This is a genomic window from Kaistella gelatinilytica (assembly GCF_015679325.1).
Classification (GTDB): Bacteria; Bacteroidota; Bacteroidia; order Flavobacteriales; family Weeksellaceae; genus Kaistella; species Kaistella gelatinilytica.
Map to the genome: position 1 here is coordinate 636,048 of NZ_JADPVI010000001.1, position 14,245 is coordinate 650,292.

Sequence of the window (14,245 nt, forward strand, 5' to 3'; positions counted from 1 at the left end):
TCGTTCAAACCGGGATGCAAGAATTGTGCGTCTAATAAAATTAGTTCTCAACATCCAACTTCCAACTTCCAGCATCCAGCATCAAGCGTCCAGCAAATAAAAATACTTGTCTATTTTTCGGTTGCGCTCTTATTTCACCTCAAGTAAATTTGCTTTAAATTTACAACATGCAACTTTCAAACGACATCATGTATCAAGCTTCCTTCAATAAAAACCCGGATTTTGAAGGTGTTTTTTGGATGGGCGTGAAAACCACCGGAATTTTTTGCAGACCAACCTGTACTGCCCGGAAGCCAAAACCAGAAAATGTAGAATTTTTTCAGAATGCAAAAGAGGCGATATTAAAAGGATATCGACCGTGCAAAGTTTGTAAACCCTTAGAGAATCCAAATGAAACACCGGAATATATTCAGAAAATCTTAGAAGAGCTTCGGGAAGATCCTTCCTTAAGATTTAAAGATATAGATCTGGTAGAACGTGGATTAGAACCTGCAACGATCAGAAGATGGTTTCAGAAGAATCACGGAATGACCTTTCAAGCTTTTCAGAGAATGTTTCGACTAAACACAGCTTTCAAAAAAATACAGCAAGGTGACAATATTATCGACACTGCTTACGACAGCGGTTTCGATAGTTTAAGTGGTTTTAATGAAAGTTTCAAATCGATATTCGGAGTTTCGCCGAAAAATTCAAAAACCCAGAAAATTATCGATCTAAAAAGAATAGAAACTCCCATCGGAACAATGTATGCTGCTGCAACAGAAGACGGAATTTGCATGCTCGAATTCACCGACCGAAAAATGCTGGAAATGGAATGCAAAGATCTGGCAAAATCCTTAAATGCAATCATCGTTCAAGGCGAAAATCCTCATTTTAAAACTTTAGAAAAAGAACTTGCTGAATATTTCGAGGGAAACAGAACAGAATTTACCGTTCAACTTTCTCCAGTAGGAACTGAATTTCAGAAATCTGTCTGGAAAACTTTAATGAAAATTCCTTACGGCGAAACCTGGACGTACCGAAAACAATCGGAAGTTTTAGGAGATGCAAAAAAAGTTCGTGCCGTCGCAAACGCGAACGGAATGAATAAAATTTCGATCCTTATTCCTTGCCATCGCGTTATCGGAAGCAATGGAACTTTAACCGGTTATGGCGGCGGAATTTGGCGCAAACAAAAATTACTGGAGTTGGAAAAAGCGATTCTTTTCTAAATAGATAAGATTTTCAAGACAATTAAAAATTTAAACTTATGAATCCGGAAGATTTAAAAAATATAGCAAAACTTTGGTTCAAAGCATTCAAAGATCATAATTTAGAAGATCTGCTCGAATTATATGATGACAATGCCGAACATTTTAGTCCGAAATTAAAAATCCGCGAACCGGAAACAAATGGTTTAATTCGGGGGAAAGAATCTTTGAGAAAATGGTGGAAAGACTGTTTTGAGCGATTGCCCACTTTACAATATTCAGTCAATAAATTAACTGCCGATTCCGATCAGGTTTTTATGGAATATACCCGAAAAGTGCAGGGAGAAGAAGATATGCAGATCGGCGAGGTCCTTGAAATAAAGAATGGTAAGATCGTTTTCTCCAGAGTTTATCACGGCTAACTTTCAGAAAATATTATTACGTAAACTAAAACTAATTTTTATCTTTGAAAAAATTAACGCTATGAATTTCTCAATACAACCGACTCTGGAAAACGAATATGTCGATTTGGTACCTTTAGAAAAACATGATTTCGAAGAGCTTTTTGATGTCGCTTCAGATCCTGAAGTTTGGGCAATGCATCCGAACAAGGAAAGATACAGGAGAGAAGTTTTTGAAAACTTTTTTGCAGGAGCACTTGAAAGTAAAGGTGCTTTCTTGATCATCGATAAGCATACGGAAGAAGTTTTAGGCTGTACCAGATTTTATGATTTTAATGAAGATGACAACAGTATTTTTATAGGATATACTTTTTACGGAACTAAATCCTGGGGTAAAAATATTAATGCGGGAGTAAAAAAAATGATGCTGGATTATATTTTTCAGTTCGTCGATAAAGTTATTTTTCACGTTGGGAAAGATAATATTCGTTCTATAAAGGCGATGAATAAATTGGGTGCAGAAAATTTAGGTGAAGAAGAAGTTGCTTATTTTGGAGAAGATTCAAAAACCAATACCGTTTTTCAAATTAAAAAGGAAGACTGGAAATTGAAACAGAATTTGCATTAAATTCTCTTTAATTAAATATTTAAAGATGATCAAAAAAGGAACAATTGTGCAGTGGAAATGGGGAAGTGGAAGTGCCAAAGGAAAAGTGATTGAAACCTTTACTGAGGAAGTTCATAAGACCATCAAAGGTTCGAAAATTACGCGAAAAGGAGAGAAAGACAATAAGGCTCTCCTCATCGAGCAGGAAGATGGCGACAAAGTTTTAAAACTGGAAAGTGAAGTTACAAAAGCCTGATCGATGGTAACGGATTCTGATCGAATAAAAAAGCTTCATCTCAAATTTGCGGAAGATCGCGGTCTGGATAAAACCTATTGTCCGTCGGAAGTCGCACGGGAATTATTCCCCGATGACTGGCGAGAAAAAATGGATGTGGTTAGAAAAGTTGCGGATGAATTAGTGATCGAAGGGAAATTAATTGTCCTGCAAAAAGGCTTTGAAAAAAAAGAATTACCCTCAAAATTGACAGGACCAATTCGTTTGCGAAAAAAATAAATCCCATTAACTCAATCAATCCTTCAATTCTTGAATGAGATTGATCGCTCTGGTCCATTTCTTATAAACTTCAATGGGATTTGGGTAAGCAGGAATATCAAATTCCCACGGAATTAAGGTTTCAATATCGTTTTTATCTGTTAATTCCGGGATCCATTTTCTGATGTAATCCTGCGCTCTATATTTATTGGATTGATGGACAGGATTTGTGTAATAAATCTCAAAAGCCTGCATATGCCAGTTCATCCAGTTTGAAGTCACGTCGTAATCGATCAACTTACTTTCAAAATACGCTGCTCCCCAAGTCCAGTCGATGTTTAAGTCAACTACAAAATAACTTGCACAATTTACACGACCTCGATTGCTCATGTAACCTGTTTCATTCAATTGTCTCATGTGTGCGTCTATGAAAGGAATTCCCGTCATTCCGTCACACCATTTTTTAAATTTTTCCGGATCATTTTCAAAAGGAATTTCTTTGTCTTTATAACCTTTTGTTTTAAAGATCTCATCCCCAAATTTCATTCCTTTAAAAGTAAAATAATCCCGCCAAACCAGTTCGAAGATGAGCCACCACGTACTTTGATTTTTTGTCACCATTTGTTCATATTCTTTCACGGTCTCATAAATTTCCCGCGGAGAAATACAGCCTAAAGCCAGATAGGGTGAAAATTTTGAGCTGTAATCCAAACCTTCCGAGCGGTTTCTTGTCCAGCGATAACCAGTTAAAAGTTCTGATTTAAAAGTATAATATTGAAGTCTTTCCAAAGCCAAAGTTTCGCCACCTTCTAAAAATGGATCTGCATCATCATATTCTTTTTTTGTAAAACCATACTTCTTGTAGGACGGGAATTTTGAGCTTTTTGCATTTTCACAACTCTTTAATTGTTGTGAAGTTTTAAAGGTTTTCCGTGGTTCAGATTCTTTACCCGCCGGAATTCGATAAGCTTTGCTCGTCAAAGGAATATCTGGAATTCCAAAAGGGATATCATTTTTGTGATAAAGCGTTTTTCCCCAGTAAAAATGGTAGTTGAGTGCGGGTAATATTTTCTGAACTTCCGAAATGAGATGTAGTTCTTCACTGCAATATTCTTCTTCTGCGTAAAGATCGGTGATCTCAAATTCTTCAATTAATTGAGGTAAAGTTTTCAGGGCTGATTCTTCCCCGATCAAAAGATGGCCACCAATTTTTTCTAAATTTTCCTGCAAATTCAGGACAGATTGTTCCAGAAATTTAAAACGGTTAATGTCTGCTTTTCGAAAACCTAAATCCAATTTTGCAAATAATTGTTGTTCTAGACAAAAGCAAAAAACCAATTCCTCACACTCAATTATTGCATGATGAAGCGCTTCGTTATCATGAAGGCGCAAATCATTTTTAAACCAAACCAAACCTCTTTTCATTGAAAATAAAATTAATAACTAAACAAGAATTCTTTTACACATTTTTTAAAATTACGGGAGAGTCAATCAATTTTTATGCTATTTCCATACAAAAAAACTTTAATTTAGAAATTCAGCTGAAGCGTCAAAAAATAAATGCTTTTATGTATGTTTGTAAAAACATACTTTATGGATTTTCTCAACCCTCTGGCTTTAGTTTCGGTTATTTTACTCATCATCATCTTGCGGAAGATCAATTCTTCGCGATCTATCTCTGAAATTAATTTAAAAAAATTAGAAGATAAGCTGGATCGCCTTCAAAAAAAGATGGAGGAATTGACAGTTTCGGGTGTAAATGTAACAAACGTTTCGACAGAATCTCCAAAAGAAGAAATTATCAAAGCACCAGAAATTATTGTGCGAACAGTTCCTTTGCATGAGGAAGAAATAATTGAAGAGGAAATCGAAGAACCGGAAACTGAATTTGATTCAGAAATGCCTTTAACAGAAGAGGAATTCGAGTTCGAACATCCGCAAGACACGAGAATCGTTGCGTTTTCAAATGATCCGGTTGCCAGTCCAGTTTCCAATATAATTCAGGAACCTAAAATTCCTAAAAAATCCTTGTTAGAGAAATTCAAAGAAGAAAATCCAGATATTGAAAAATTTATCGGGGAAAATTTGATCAACAAGATCGGTATATTAATTCTGGTTTTAGGAATTAGTTTCTTCGTTAAATATGCCATCGACAAAAATTGGATCAACGAACCTGCGCGAGTTGGAATCGGTGTTTTAGCCGGAGCTTTGGTGATGGGAATTGCCCATCGATTGAAGGCGAATTACAAAGCCTTTAGTTCTGTTTTTGTCGCGGGAGCTTTTGCCATTTTCTATTTTACGATCGCCATTGCTTTCCAGGAATATCATTTGTTCAGTCAATCTGTTGCGTTTGCGATAATGATCGTAATTACAATTTTAAGTTCCTTTATTTCTGTGTCCTACAATCGACAGGAATTGGGCGTGCTTTCCCTCATAGCAGGATTTGCCGTACCGTGGATGGTAAGTACCGGCGAAGGAAATTATATGGTTTTGCTCACTTATATCGCAATTTTAAATATCGGGATGCTGATCATTTCCTACTATAAAAAGTGGAATATCGTAACCATTTTAGCATTTGTATTTACCTGTCTGCTTTTCTCAATCTGGTGGAATCAAGCGATTAATTTGCCAAATGTGCCGCATCGTGGCGCTCTGTTTTTCGCCACTTTATTCTACTTAATATTCAGTGTTGCGACGGTTCTCAATAATTTACGAAGTTCCGGCACATTTTCTAAAATTCAGTATTTCCTCATCGTTGCCAATACTTTCTTTTTCTTCGGAATGGGATTAGCCATTATCACGGACTGGAATATTCCGTTCAAAGGTTTATTCACCGTTGTTCTGGGAGTTTACAACTTAGTTTTTGCGAGCATTCTTTACAAGAGATTTGGTCTCAACAGAAATGCAGTTTATTTGCTTTTAGGTTTAACATTGACTTTCGCTACACTTACGATTCCGATTCAGTTTAAAGGAAATTATATCACTTTATTCTGGGCATGTGAAGCGGCACTCTTATTTTGGTTGGCTCAGAAATCTAAAATCGAAGTTTTCAAATGGAGCGCTGTTATTGTTCAGGCTCTAATGTTAGTGAGCTTGATGATGGATTGGGAACATTCTTATTCGGTCTTTAAAGATTCCGGAGAGATCATTCGACCAGTCTTTATTACAGGAATTGTAGCCGTAATTTCTCTTATTTATACTTCTTATTTAATGAGAAATGAAACAGAGAAAAAGACCTTTTACGGGATCACCTTCGATCCTAAATTTTACGGGATGATCGCTTTCAGTTTATCGATAATCGTCGGCTATTTTACCGGAATTTTTGAAACAGTTTACCAGGCGAAATTATATAATGAAAGTTCCGCAACCGTGATTTCCTACGGCGCCGCTTTCCACTTCACCTTTTCCGCAGTACTGATCTATTTTATTTTTAAAGGGAAATCGCACTTCTTAAAACAGGGTGCAACAGTTCTTGGTATAGCAAATCTGTTAATCCTCATGTTTGCTTTCATGAATTTGCCGACTGCCGATCTGCACGATGGACCTTTAAAAATGTCAAAAAATATCTCCGCTTATTTACTGCATTTCGTTTTGCTGGCAAGCGTAATTTTCAGTTTATATGTCATTATTAAAAATAGTTTAATTACTCCGGTTTTAGGCCTTTTGAAATTGAAATGGGCGCTCTGGATTTTTGTAATTGTGGGAGTTACAATTTTGAGTCAGGAAATGATCGTTCAGGTCATGTTTTATAACAGCGCCAATATCATTCCAGATACGATTGCTTCAATCACTAAAATGAATGTGAATTCAGAAGCCTATAATTCAATGACTGAGAAATACTTCACCGGAATATATAATTTAGAAACTCAAATTGTAAAAGTTGGATTCCCTGTTTTATGGGGAATAATTTCCTTTGGTCTACTCATTGTCGGGATAAAACGGGGTTGGAAACAATTGCGGATCATCGCTTTGGTTTTACTGGGAGTTACTGTTGTTAAACTATTCACTTATGACATCAATGATGCCTCTGAAACCGGTAAAATTATCGCATTTATTCTCTTGGGAGTTTTAATTTTAATTATTTCTTTCGTGTATCAAAAATTGAAAAAATTAGTATCGGATGAACCGAAAATTGTTGAAGAAGAAAAAGAAGATGAAAGTATTTAAAGTTTTATTTTTAATGATTGCAGCATGGAGTAGTGCGCAGAATTTTACGGGGACTTTACAACCCGTAGAGAAAGATGGTCTGACTCAAATTATTGTTCAACCCGAATTACTTTCAGCTTTGCAAAACAACTGGGATTATTTTCGGATTTTAGATTCAAAAAAAAATGAAGTTCCCTATGTTTTAAATCCAAACCTGAGTTCGAATAAGAAAAGTGTTGTTGAAAATCTGAAAATTGTTGCTGTAAATACGCTTCCAAATATTTCAACTTCTGTCATTATTTCTAATGAAAATGCCGTCAAAATTGATCAGCTGAATTTGACCATAGCAAATACGAATGTTGAAAAAATATATTCTATTTCCGGAAGCAACGATCAAAATCAATGGTATGGTCTGGTTTACAATGAAAGTCTGAATGACCTGGAAAGTGCTACCAATACTGAGGTTTTAAAGAATTTTCGTTTTCCTTTAAATAATTATAAGTTTCTAAAATTTGAATTCGTGGATAAAAAATCCCTTCCCATTCAGGTTTTAGCAGCTTCTTTAAAAAGTGATCAGGCGACGCAGGAAGTTCCTTTAATTCAATTAAAAAATTTCAAGCAAACAGTGTCGCAAAATAAAACAGATAAAACCACAAGAATTGATATTACTTTCGATTCGAAGCAAGTCATAAACGGTTTGAAATTTACGATCTCAGCGCCTCAGTTTTATTTAAGAGATGCCGCAATTTTGGTGAACCGAACCCATGTTGTAAAGCGTGAAACAAAGAATTATCTGGAATCGCTCGTGGATTTTCAATTAAATTCGAAAGCGCAAAATCAGTTTAAGTTTGGAGAGATCTTTGAAAAAAACTTAAGTATTATTATTCAAAATGAAGATAATTTACCTTTACAAATATCTGATATTCAGTTTTTCCAAGAACCGGTTCTTCTCATTTCAGAATTGAAAGCGGGTGAAAAATACAATATTGTCATCGACTCCACACTCTTGCGACCGAAATATGATTTATCCAATTTTGAGGAAAATGTGCAGTCTCAGCTTCAGCAAACAGAAATTAGTAATTTAAGTAAAGTGACAGCCATAAATCAGAATAAAAATGAAAATGAATTCTGGAGAACGCCTTTGTTCATGTGGCTTTGCATCGGATTAGCTTTACTGGTGATCGGTTATTTTTCTATGGGACTTTTAAAAGATTTAGGGAAGAATGACTAATTTATTTTCCGCTGCAATCCTGAAATAATTCCGCACCATAATAGAAAACAAAAAGCCAGGCAATTCCTTTCACCGTAAAAAAGATTACGCCGCCAATTCCGACGCGCTTAAACCACTTTTTAAATTTCTGGTTTTTATCTTCAGGCTGTAAATTTTCCATGGAGAACTTTTCCCAAAATTAATACTATTATTTAGACCTTTAAAATTTAGATGTCAAAATAATTGATACTGATCTCATTAAAGAAAATCATGCTATTCATTGTATTTGCGATATCGTTTTCTAAATTCCAAAATCCTTTAAAATTCAATAAAACCCTGTTAAAATTTTTCTGATTTCAGCAATTGTAGTATCTTTAAGGACAATTCAAAATAAAATTATGTCCCAAACAAATCAGGATTTTGGAATCGAAAAATCCCTTTCTAATTTAGGTATTCAACAAGAAAATTTAGGAGTTTCAACCGGTGGAAAATACTTTGCCAACGGTGATTTACTTGAAAGTTATTCTCCAACAGATGGCAAGTTAATAGCAAAAGTTACTACAGCGAGTTCTGCTGATTACGATCAGGTCATTGAAACTGCAAAAAAAGCTTATTTGGAATTTCGTCAAATTCCCGCACCGAAAAGGGGAGAATTGGTACGTCAGTTTGGTTTAAAATTACGGGAATATAAAGATGACTTAGGAAAACTCGTTTCTTATGAGATGGGAAAATCTTTGCAGGAAGGTTTGGGTGAAGTTCAGGAAATGATCGATATCTGCGATTTCGCAGTGGGATTATCCCGTCAACTTCACGGTTACACGATGCATTCGGAAAGACCTGGACACAGAATGTACGAACAATATCATCCTTTAGGAATTATTGGAATTATTTCCGCCTTTAATTTCCCGGTTGCAGTTTGGTCCTGGAATACCGCACTTGCCTGGATCTGTGGAAATGTTACTATCTGGAAACCATCTGAGAAAGCTCCGCTTTGTGGGATCGCCTGTCAAAATATTATCACCGAAGTTTTAAAAGAAAATAATCTTCCTGAAGGAATTTCAACCATGATCGTAGGTGATCACAAAATTGGGGAGAAAATGGTAAATGATAAAAATGTGGCTCTAATTTCTTTCACCGGTTCTACGAGAGTCGGAAGAATTGTGGGAACTAACGTTGCTCAAAGATTCGGCAAATCAATTCTGGAATTAGGTGGAAATAACGCCATTATTTTTACAGAAAACGCAGATTTGAATATGTCAATCATCGGAGCTGTTTTCGGCGCAGTAGGAACTGCAGGACAGAGATGTACATCAACCAGAAGGTTAATTATTCATGAATCTATTTTTGAAGATGTGAAAAACCGTTTGGTAAAAGCGTACGGACAAATAAAAATCGGAAATCCTTTAGACGAAAATAATCACGTTGGACCTTTGATCGATAAACAAGCAGTTCAGCAATATATGGATTCCATTGAAAAATGTAAAAAAGAAGGCGGAAAATTCGTGGTTGAAGGCGGCGTTTTAGAAGGTGAAAATTACGAATCCGGATGTTACGTGAAGCCATGTATCGCTGAAGTACAAAATTCGTTCGAAATTGTACAACACGAAACATTCGCACCGATTCTTTACATCATGAAATACAAAACTCTGGAGGAAGCTATCGCAATGCAGAACGATGTTCCGCAAGGTTTAAGTTCCGCGATCATGACGACTGATATGCGTCAAGCTGAATTATTTTTGTCTCAAAATGGTTCCGATTGTGGAATCGCCAATGTGAACATAGGAACTTCAGGTGCAGAGATCGGTGGCGCTTTTGGTGGTGAAAAAGAAACTGGCGGTGGAAGAGAATCCGGTTCCGATGTTTGGAAATATTACATGAGAAGACAAACGAATACCATCAATTATACCGACAGTTTGCCTTTAGCACAGGGAATTAAATTTGATTTGTAAAATAATAAAAGTAATTTGGGCAGACAATTCCGCCCTCCGTTCCCGCTTTTTTTATTGGTGGCTTCGGCTTCGCTCAGCCACCAATAAAAAAGAGCTCCACTCAGGTCGGGCTGTGTTTGGGATTTAAAAATCTAAATTCACAGGTAATTTATTATCAAAAATATTTAAAAATAATACAAGATATGAACGACGCAATTGCATCTCATCCACAACCAACAAATGAAGTAAAGAAAACACTTGGCAGACACATGCTTGCTGATGGTTTCGACTTCGTAATGGATTTCGATAAATCTCATGGGTCCTGGATCCACGACCGAGTTACAGGGAAAGATTTCCTGGATATGTTTTCTATGTTTGGTTCTGCTTCCATCGGCTACAACCATCCTTATTTAATGGAAAGATCTGCCTGGCTCGGAAGAATGGCAGTAAATAAACCAACTTTGGCAGATGTTTATTCTCAGGAATTTGCAGACTTTATGACTGTGTTTGAAAGAGTAGCGATTCCACAACATTTGCAGTACGCATTCTTCATTGAAGGTGGAACGATGGGTGTAGAAAACGCCATGAAAGCTTGCTTCGACTGGAAAACACGCAAGAATTTTGAAAAAGGACTCGATTTGGAAGCTGGAATTTGCATCCATTTCAAGCAGGCCTTTCACGGAAGAAGTGGTTATACGTTGAGTTTAACAAATACTTCTGATCCACGAAAATATCAATACTTTCCAAAATTTAACTGGCCAAGAATTATCAATCCACACTTAAACTTTCCTATTACCGAGGAAAATTTAGCAGAAACCATTAAACACGAAAATCTAGCACTTTTAAATATTGAAGAAGCTATTCTTTCTAATCCTGATAAAGTTGCCTGTATTATTATAGAGCCTATTCAGGCAGAAGGTGGTGACAATCATTTCCGCGACGAGTTTTTTGTTGGCTTGAGAAAAATTTGCGACGACAATGAGATTTTATTAATTTTTGATGAAGTACAAACCGGTATGGGTTTGACGGGAAAAATGTGGGCATTTGAACATTTCAGTGTACAGCCAGACATTATTTCTTTTGGTAAAAAAGCACAGGTTTGCGGTGTTTTGGCCAACAAAGAAAAATTTGATGAAATCCCAAATAATGTTTTCAGAGAAAGCTCCAGGATCAATTCAACTTTCGGTGGTAACTTCATAGACATTCTTCGTTTCCAATTGATAATGGAAGTTATCGAAAAAGACAATTTAGTAGAAAATGCCCGAATTGTCGGTGAATATCTAGTGGAAGGTTTACAGAAATTAGCAAACAAATATCCAAACCTAGTTTCTAATCCCAGAGGTCGTGGATTAATGGCGGCAATTGATTTACCAAGTGGTGAACAACGTGACAGAATGAGGGAACTGGTTTATGATGAAGGCGTAATTATTTTGTCTTGTGGTGATCAGTCAATCCGATTCCGTCCGCATTTAAATGTTTCGAAAGAGGAGATTCAAATCGCACTGGATAAGATCGAAATTTGTTTAGGGAAATTATAATATTAATTGAGATTCAAAGATTTTCGATCAGATTAATTTTGAATCTCTAATTATTTTTCATATTTAAATCTAAAAAATAAATTATATTTATGTATATTTAAAATTCAAAATTGAAAAGAATATGGAAAGAGAAACGAGAGTATCAGTGTTTGAAAGTGAAAAACCATCAGAAATACAGTTAATAAAGTCAAAATTAGATGCCCAAAGTATATCTAGTTTTTTAAATGATAAGTATATGTCTTTTACGACAACTCCTACTGCGAGCACTATCAAGTTAATGGTTAATCTACAGGATGAAGAAAAAGCCTTCAAAGTAATAGATGCTTTTTTAAAAGAAACTGACTTAGACCTAAAAGGTAATCTTCAAAATTAATTCTATTAATTTAAATTTTACGTTTTACACCAATCGAAATCTTTAAAAAAGGTTTCGATTTTTTTTTATTATGAAGTAATAAGAATCAGTCTAAATCCTGATATATTGGAAAGTTTTATTTAGAGAATTTAATTCTACAATTTATCTTTCATGAGCTTAATAAAGACAGACGGTTTTAAATCAAATTTCCTGCGGAAATTATCTGAAAAATTCTCGGCACTCGAAAATCCCGCAATGCAGGCAAGTTCTTTAACATCTTTATTAATATATTTCATATCATTTTTAAGATGATCAATAATAAAGTCCAGTCGAAGATCACTGATGTAAAGGGCGAAATTTTTTCCTTTATACGTATTAATAATTTTTGAAAAATAGGTAGAATTGGTACCCAGCTCTTCGCTTAATGATTTTTGGGAGATTTGAGAATCCAGAAATTTATTTTCATTTTCAAAAATTTCCAGTTGTTTCAAAATGTTTTCTACAAACACAGGATTGAGTCCGGGGATTTTATTATAAAATTCGTAGTCGAATTTTTGCTGATGTTCGTAATCGAGAGATTCTGTGACTAGTTTTTCTTGTTCTTCTAACTTATTTTGCTGTGCGATAATTTCTTCAAACCTTTTCTTGTAATTTTGTTTCTCTTTCGATATGCGATACCCAAAAAATAAAAAACCAATTACCAAAAGGATTACTAAGCTGATAAAAATTATTCGTTGATTTTCCAGCGAACTTTCAATTCTATTTTTCTCCGATACCAATTTTTTAGTATCGTATTCTTTTACAATTCTTCCGTAAAGATATTTGTAATTTTTCTCGTAAGATCTGTCAAGGAACATTAGTTTATTAATATATTCCAGTTGTTTATCTGTATTACCTATAGAATTATAATATTTAATTAAGATCTCATACGCTGATCGAAATTGAGGATCGAGTTTTTTCGTTTTATTGTAATGTTTATCGATCTCTTCCAAGTATTTTACAGCTAATTTTTTCTTGCCGATATTCCAGTAAGAAAGTCCTAGGTAGAAAATTTCAGTATTATGTTGCCATTGATCATTATAAAGTCTTATCGCTTGCGAAAGTTTAGTAATTGCAGCCTCATAATCTTTGGCATAATAAGCGTCAGTACCTTCAGAAGAAATAAAATACGGAACATATTGTGATAATTTATTTCTCTCAAGATAATCGAAGGCTTCTTTCAAAAGTTTTTTGTTTTCTTGGAAATGACCTAATTTTGTATTGGAGTCAATCATACTCATTAAAGAATAGATATAATAAACTTCATAATTTTTTCCTAAAGATGTTTTGTTTTCCAAATTATCTTTAAAAAACTTTAAGCATGTAACAAGCTCTTTATTAGCGTCCTCATACTGTCCAAGATAAATCTTATTTTGAGCGATGTAATAGATGGTTTTATTAAAAATATAGGCATCACCAGATTCTTGTGATAATTTATTGGCAACTAATACGTCATCGAGAGCCTTTTGATAAAATTCCTCAGACATATTTATATTACCTCGATTCAGGTATGCATCTAATAATATCTTTTTAACCTTCGATTTTTTTCCTGTAATCAATGCACTGTCAGCAAATTTTATATTTAAAGGATAAGTACTGGTAATACTGGCATAGCGATATGCATAAAATAAAGCCTCGGTATTTTGTTCTTTTTTTGATTTTTTGATGTAGAAATTGATAAGTTCCCACATTTTTGTAGGATCATTGCTATAATCATCTATCTTCTTTTCAATCTCTTCATTAGTTAGGTTTGAATTCAAAACACTTTGAGCATGAAAATTTGTAGAAAAATTTAGGGTAAATAAAAATAAAAAAGCTAAAATATATTTCAACTGCATAAAACCTTAATATGATGAGCGTTAACGAGATAACTAATTTTTCTTCACTTATTTTACAATATTACTGCAATTTTATTTAAAAAACAGCATATAATTTACAATATGCTTGTGATTTTTTATAAACTAACGGTTGTTTTTTTTGTCCGATATTGCCTTACTACCATACATTTGTAAAAATTAAACGTATGAAAAGATTAGCACTTATCGCAGCAGTAGTTTTAACTACAATTACATTACAATCTTGCAGACAATCAGACGATGTATTATCTCCTGAAGAAACAGCAACTTTACAAAGAGTTCAAGATTCCTCCAACAATTTATCACATAAAGATAATGCTAATAACTTAAATACTGAGCAAAACAATAACCCAGCTTCATTAGTTGATGGCGAAATTGTACCTCCACCAAAAAAATAACAATTCAAGTTAAATAAATTTTTTTTTTCATCATTTGTGTTGGTTCTTCCGTGAATTTATTCGCGGAAGAACTGTGTTTTTACAGAA

14 protein-coding genes are annotated in these 14,245 nt (G+C 34.6%); 11 read left to right on the plus strand and 3 right to left on the minus strand.

Going from position 1 to position 14,245, the window contains the following annotated elements; all coding sequences use genetic code 11:
- Positions 1–167 precede the first annotated feature (167 nt).
- From IV494_RS14835 to IV494_RS02795, 5 genes are all read left to right on the plus strand, one after another.
- Positions 168–1,211: a bifunctional transcriptional activator/DNA repair enzyme AdaA gene (locus tag IV494_RS14835; RefSeq protein ID WP_196078637.1), complete on the plus strand. Its 1,044-nt coding sequence runs from the start codon at positions 168–170 to the stop codon at positions 1,209–1,211.
- A gap of 38 nt (positions 1,212–1,249) precedes the next feature.
- Entirely contained in the window at positions 1,250–1,612 is a 363-nt protein-coding gene (locus tag IV494_RS02780) for a nuclear transport factor 2 family protein (protein ID WP_196078638.1), read from the plus strand.
- Positions 1,613–1,673: 61 nt separating this feature from the next.
- Positions 1,674–2,219: a GNAT family N-acetyltransferase gene (locus tag IV494_RS02785; RefSeq protein WP_196078639.1), complete on the plus strand. Its 546-nt coding sequence runs from the start codon at positions 1,674–1,676 to the stop codon at positions 2,217–2,219.
- Positions 2,220–2,244: 25 nt separating this feature from the next.
- Positions 2,245–2,454 carry a hypervirulence associated TUDOR domain-containing protein gene (locus IV494_RS02790; protein WP_196078640.1) on the plus strand — a complete coding sequence of 70 codons (210 nt, stop codon included), beginning with the start codon at positions 2,245–2,247 and terminating at the stop codon, positions 2,452–2,454.
- 3 nt (positions 2,455–2,457) lie between these two features.
- Positions 2,458–2,712, plus strand: a complete 255-nt coding sequence (locus tag IV494_RS02795; RefSeq protein WP_196078641.1) for a DUF3253 domain-containing protein — start codon at positions 2,458–2,460, stop codon at positions 2,710–2,712.
- A gap of 15 nt (positions 2,713–2,727) precedes the next feature.
- On the opposite strand, the gene IV494_RS02800 is transcribed toward IV494_RS02795, so the two are convergent.
- A complete protein-coding gene (locus tag IV494_RS02800; RefSeq protein ID WP_196078642.1) occupies positions 2,728–4,116 on the minus strand; it encodes a DASH family cryptochrome in 1,389 nt (462 codons plus the stop codon).
- 168 nt (positions 4,117–4,284) lie between these two features.
- Between IV494_RS02800 and IV494_RS02805 the strand changes: the two genes are divergently transcribed.
- Together IV494_RS02805 and IV494_RS02810 are read left to right on the plus strand one after the other, a co-directional pair.
- Positions 4,285–6,858 (plus strand): DUF2339 domain-containing protein, encoded by a 2,574-nt coding sequence (locus tag IV494_RS02805; RefSeq protein ID WP_196078643.1) that lies wholly within the window; start codon positions 4,285–4,287, stop codon positions 6,856–6,858.
- On the plus strand, positions 6,812–8,068 hold the full coding sequence (locus IV494_RS02810; protein WP_196078644.1) for a hypothetical protein: 1,257 nt from the start codon (positions 6,812–6,814) through the stop codon (positions 8,066–8,068). The genes IV494_RS02805 and IV494_RS02810 overlap by 47 nt, the downstream gene beginning before the upstream one ends.
- Position 8,069: 1 nt before the next feature.
- On the opposite strand, the gene IV494_RS02815 is transcribed toward IV494_RS02810, so the two are convergent.
- Positions 8,070–8,228, minus strand: coding sequence for a hypothetical protein (locus IV494_RS02815; protein ID WP_196078645.1), 159 nt, complete (start codon positions 8,226–8,228; stop codon positions 8,070–8,072).
- 217 nt (positions 8,229–8,445) lie between these two features.
- On the opposite strand from IV494_RS02815, the gene amaB reads away from it, so the two are divergent.
- The 3 genes from amaB to IV494_RS02830 all read left to right on the plus strand — a co-directional run bounded on the left by amaB (position 8,446) and on the right by IV494_RS02830 (position 11,886).
- Positions 8,446–9,996, plus strand: coding sequence for an L-piperidine-6-carboxylate dehydrogenase (gene amaB, locus IV494_RS02820; protein ID WP_196078646.1), 1,551 nt, complete (start codon positions 8,446–8,448; stop codon positions 9,994–9,996).
- Between the two features lie 182 nt (positions 9,997–10,178).
- Positions 10,179–11,513, plus strand: a complete 1,335-nt coding sequence (gene lat, locus IV494_RS02825; RefSeq protein ID WP_196078647.1) for an L-lysine 6-transaminase — start codon at positions 10,179–10,181, stop codon at positions 11,511–11,513.
- A gap of 121 nt (positions 11,514–11,634) precedes the next feature.
- Positions 11,635–11,886, plus strand: coding sequence for a DUF2007 domain-containing protein (locus tag IV494_RS02830; protein ID WP_196078648.1), 252 nt, complete (start codon positions 11,635–11,637; stop codon positions 11,884–11,886).
- A gap of 134 nt (positions 11,887–12,020) precedes the next feature.
- Here IV494_RS02830 and IV494_RS02835 read toward each other — a convergent pair whose 3' ends face one another.
- Positions 12,021–13,664: a helix-turn-helix domain-containing protein gene (locus IV494_RS02835; protein ID WP_196078649.1), complete on the minus strand. Its 1,644-nt coding sequence runs from the start codon at positions 13,662–13,664 to the stop codon at positions 12,021–12,023.
- Between the two features lie 263 nt (positions 13,665–13,927).
- On the opposite strand from IV494_RS02835, the gene IV494_RS02840 reads away from it, so the two are divergent.
- Positions 13,928–14,158, plus strand: a complete 231-nt coding sequence (locus IV494_RS02840; RefSeq protein WP_196078650.1) for a hypothetical protein — start codon at positions 13,928–13,930, stop codon at positions 14,156–14,158.
- The last annotated feature ends 87 nt before the right edge of the window (positions 14,159–14,245 follow it).

What these genes read in the sequence shown, in the direction of transcription:
- IV494_RS14835 (WP_196078637.1), top strand. Translation starts at nt 168, where the DNA reads ATGCAACTTTCAAACGACATCATGTATCAAGCTTCCTTCAATAAAAAC.
- IV494_RS02780 (WP_196078638.1), top strand. Translation starts at nt 1,250, where the DNA reads ATGAATCCGGAAGATTTAAAAAATATAGCAAAACTTTGGTTCAAAGCA.
- amaB (WP_196078646.1), top strand. Translation starts at nt 8,446, where the DNA reads ATGTCCCAAACAAATCAGGATTTTGGAATCGAAAAATCCCTTTCTAAT.
- IV494_RS02815 (WP_196078645.1), bottom strand. Translation starts at nt 8,228, where the DNA reads ATGGAAAATTTACAGCCTGAAGATAAAAACCAGAAATTTAAAAAGTGG.
- IV494_RS02800 (WP_196078642.1), bottom strand. Translation starts at nt 4,116, where the DNA reads ATGAAAAGAGGTTTGGTTTGGTTTAAAAATGATTTGCGCCTTCATGAT.
- IV494_RS02790 (WP_196078640.1), top strand. Translation starts at nt 2,245, where the DNA reads ATGATCAAAAAAGGAACAATTGTGCAGTGGAAATGGGGAAGTGGAAGT.
- IV494_RS02795 (WP_196078641.1), top strand. Translation starts at nt 2,458, where the DNA reads ATGGTAACGGATTCTGATCGAATAAAAAAGCTTCATCTCAAATTTGCG.
- IV494_RS02840 (WP_196078650.1), top strand. Translation starts at nt 13,928, where the DNA reads ATGAAAAGATTAGCACTTATCGCAGCAGTAGTTTTAACTACAATTACA.
- IV494_RS02805 (WP_196078643.1), top strand. Translation starts at nt 4,285, where the DNA reads ATGGATTTTCTCAACCCTCTGGCTTTAGTTTCGGTTATTTTACTCATC.
- IV494_RS02785 (WP_196078639.1), top strand. Translation starts at nt 1,674, where the DNA reads ATGAATTTCTCAATACAACCGACTCTGGAAAACGAATATGTCGATTTG.
- lat (WP_196078647.1), top strand. Translation starts at nt 10,179, where the DNA reads ATGAACGACGCAATTGCATCTCATCCACAACCAACAAATGAAGTAAAG.
- IV494_RS02830 (WP_196078648.1), top strand. Translation starts at nt 11,635, where the DNA reads ATGGAAAGAGAAACGAGAGTATCAGTGTTTGAAAGTGAAAAACCATCA.
- IV494_RS02810 (WP_196078644.1), top strand. Translation starts at nt 6,812, where the DNA reads ATGAACCGAAAATTGTTGAAGAAGAAAAAGAAGATGAAAGTATTTAAA.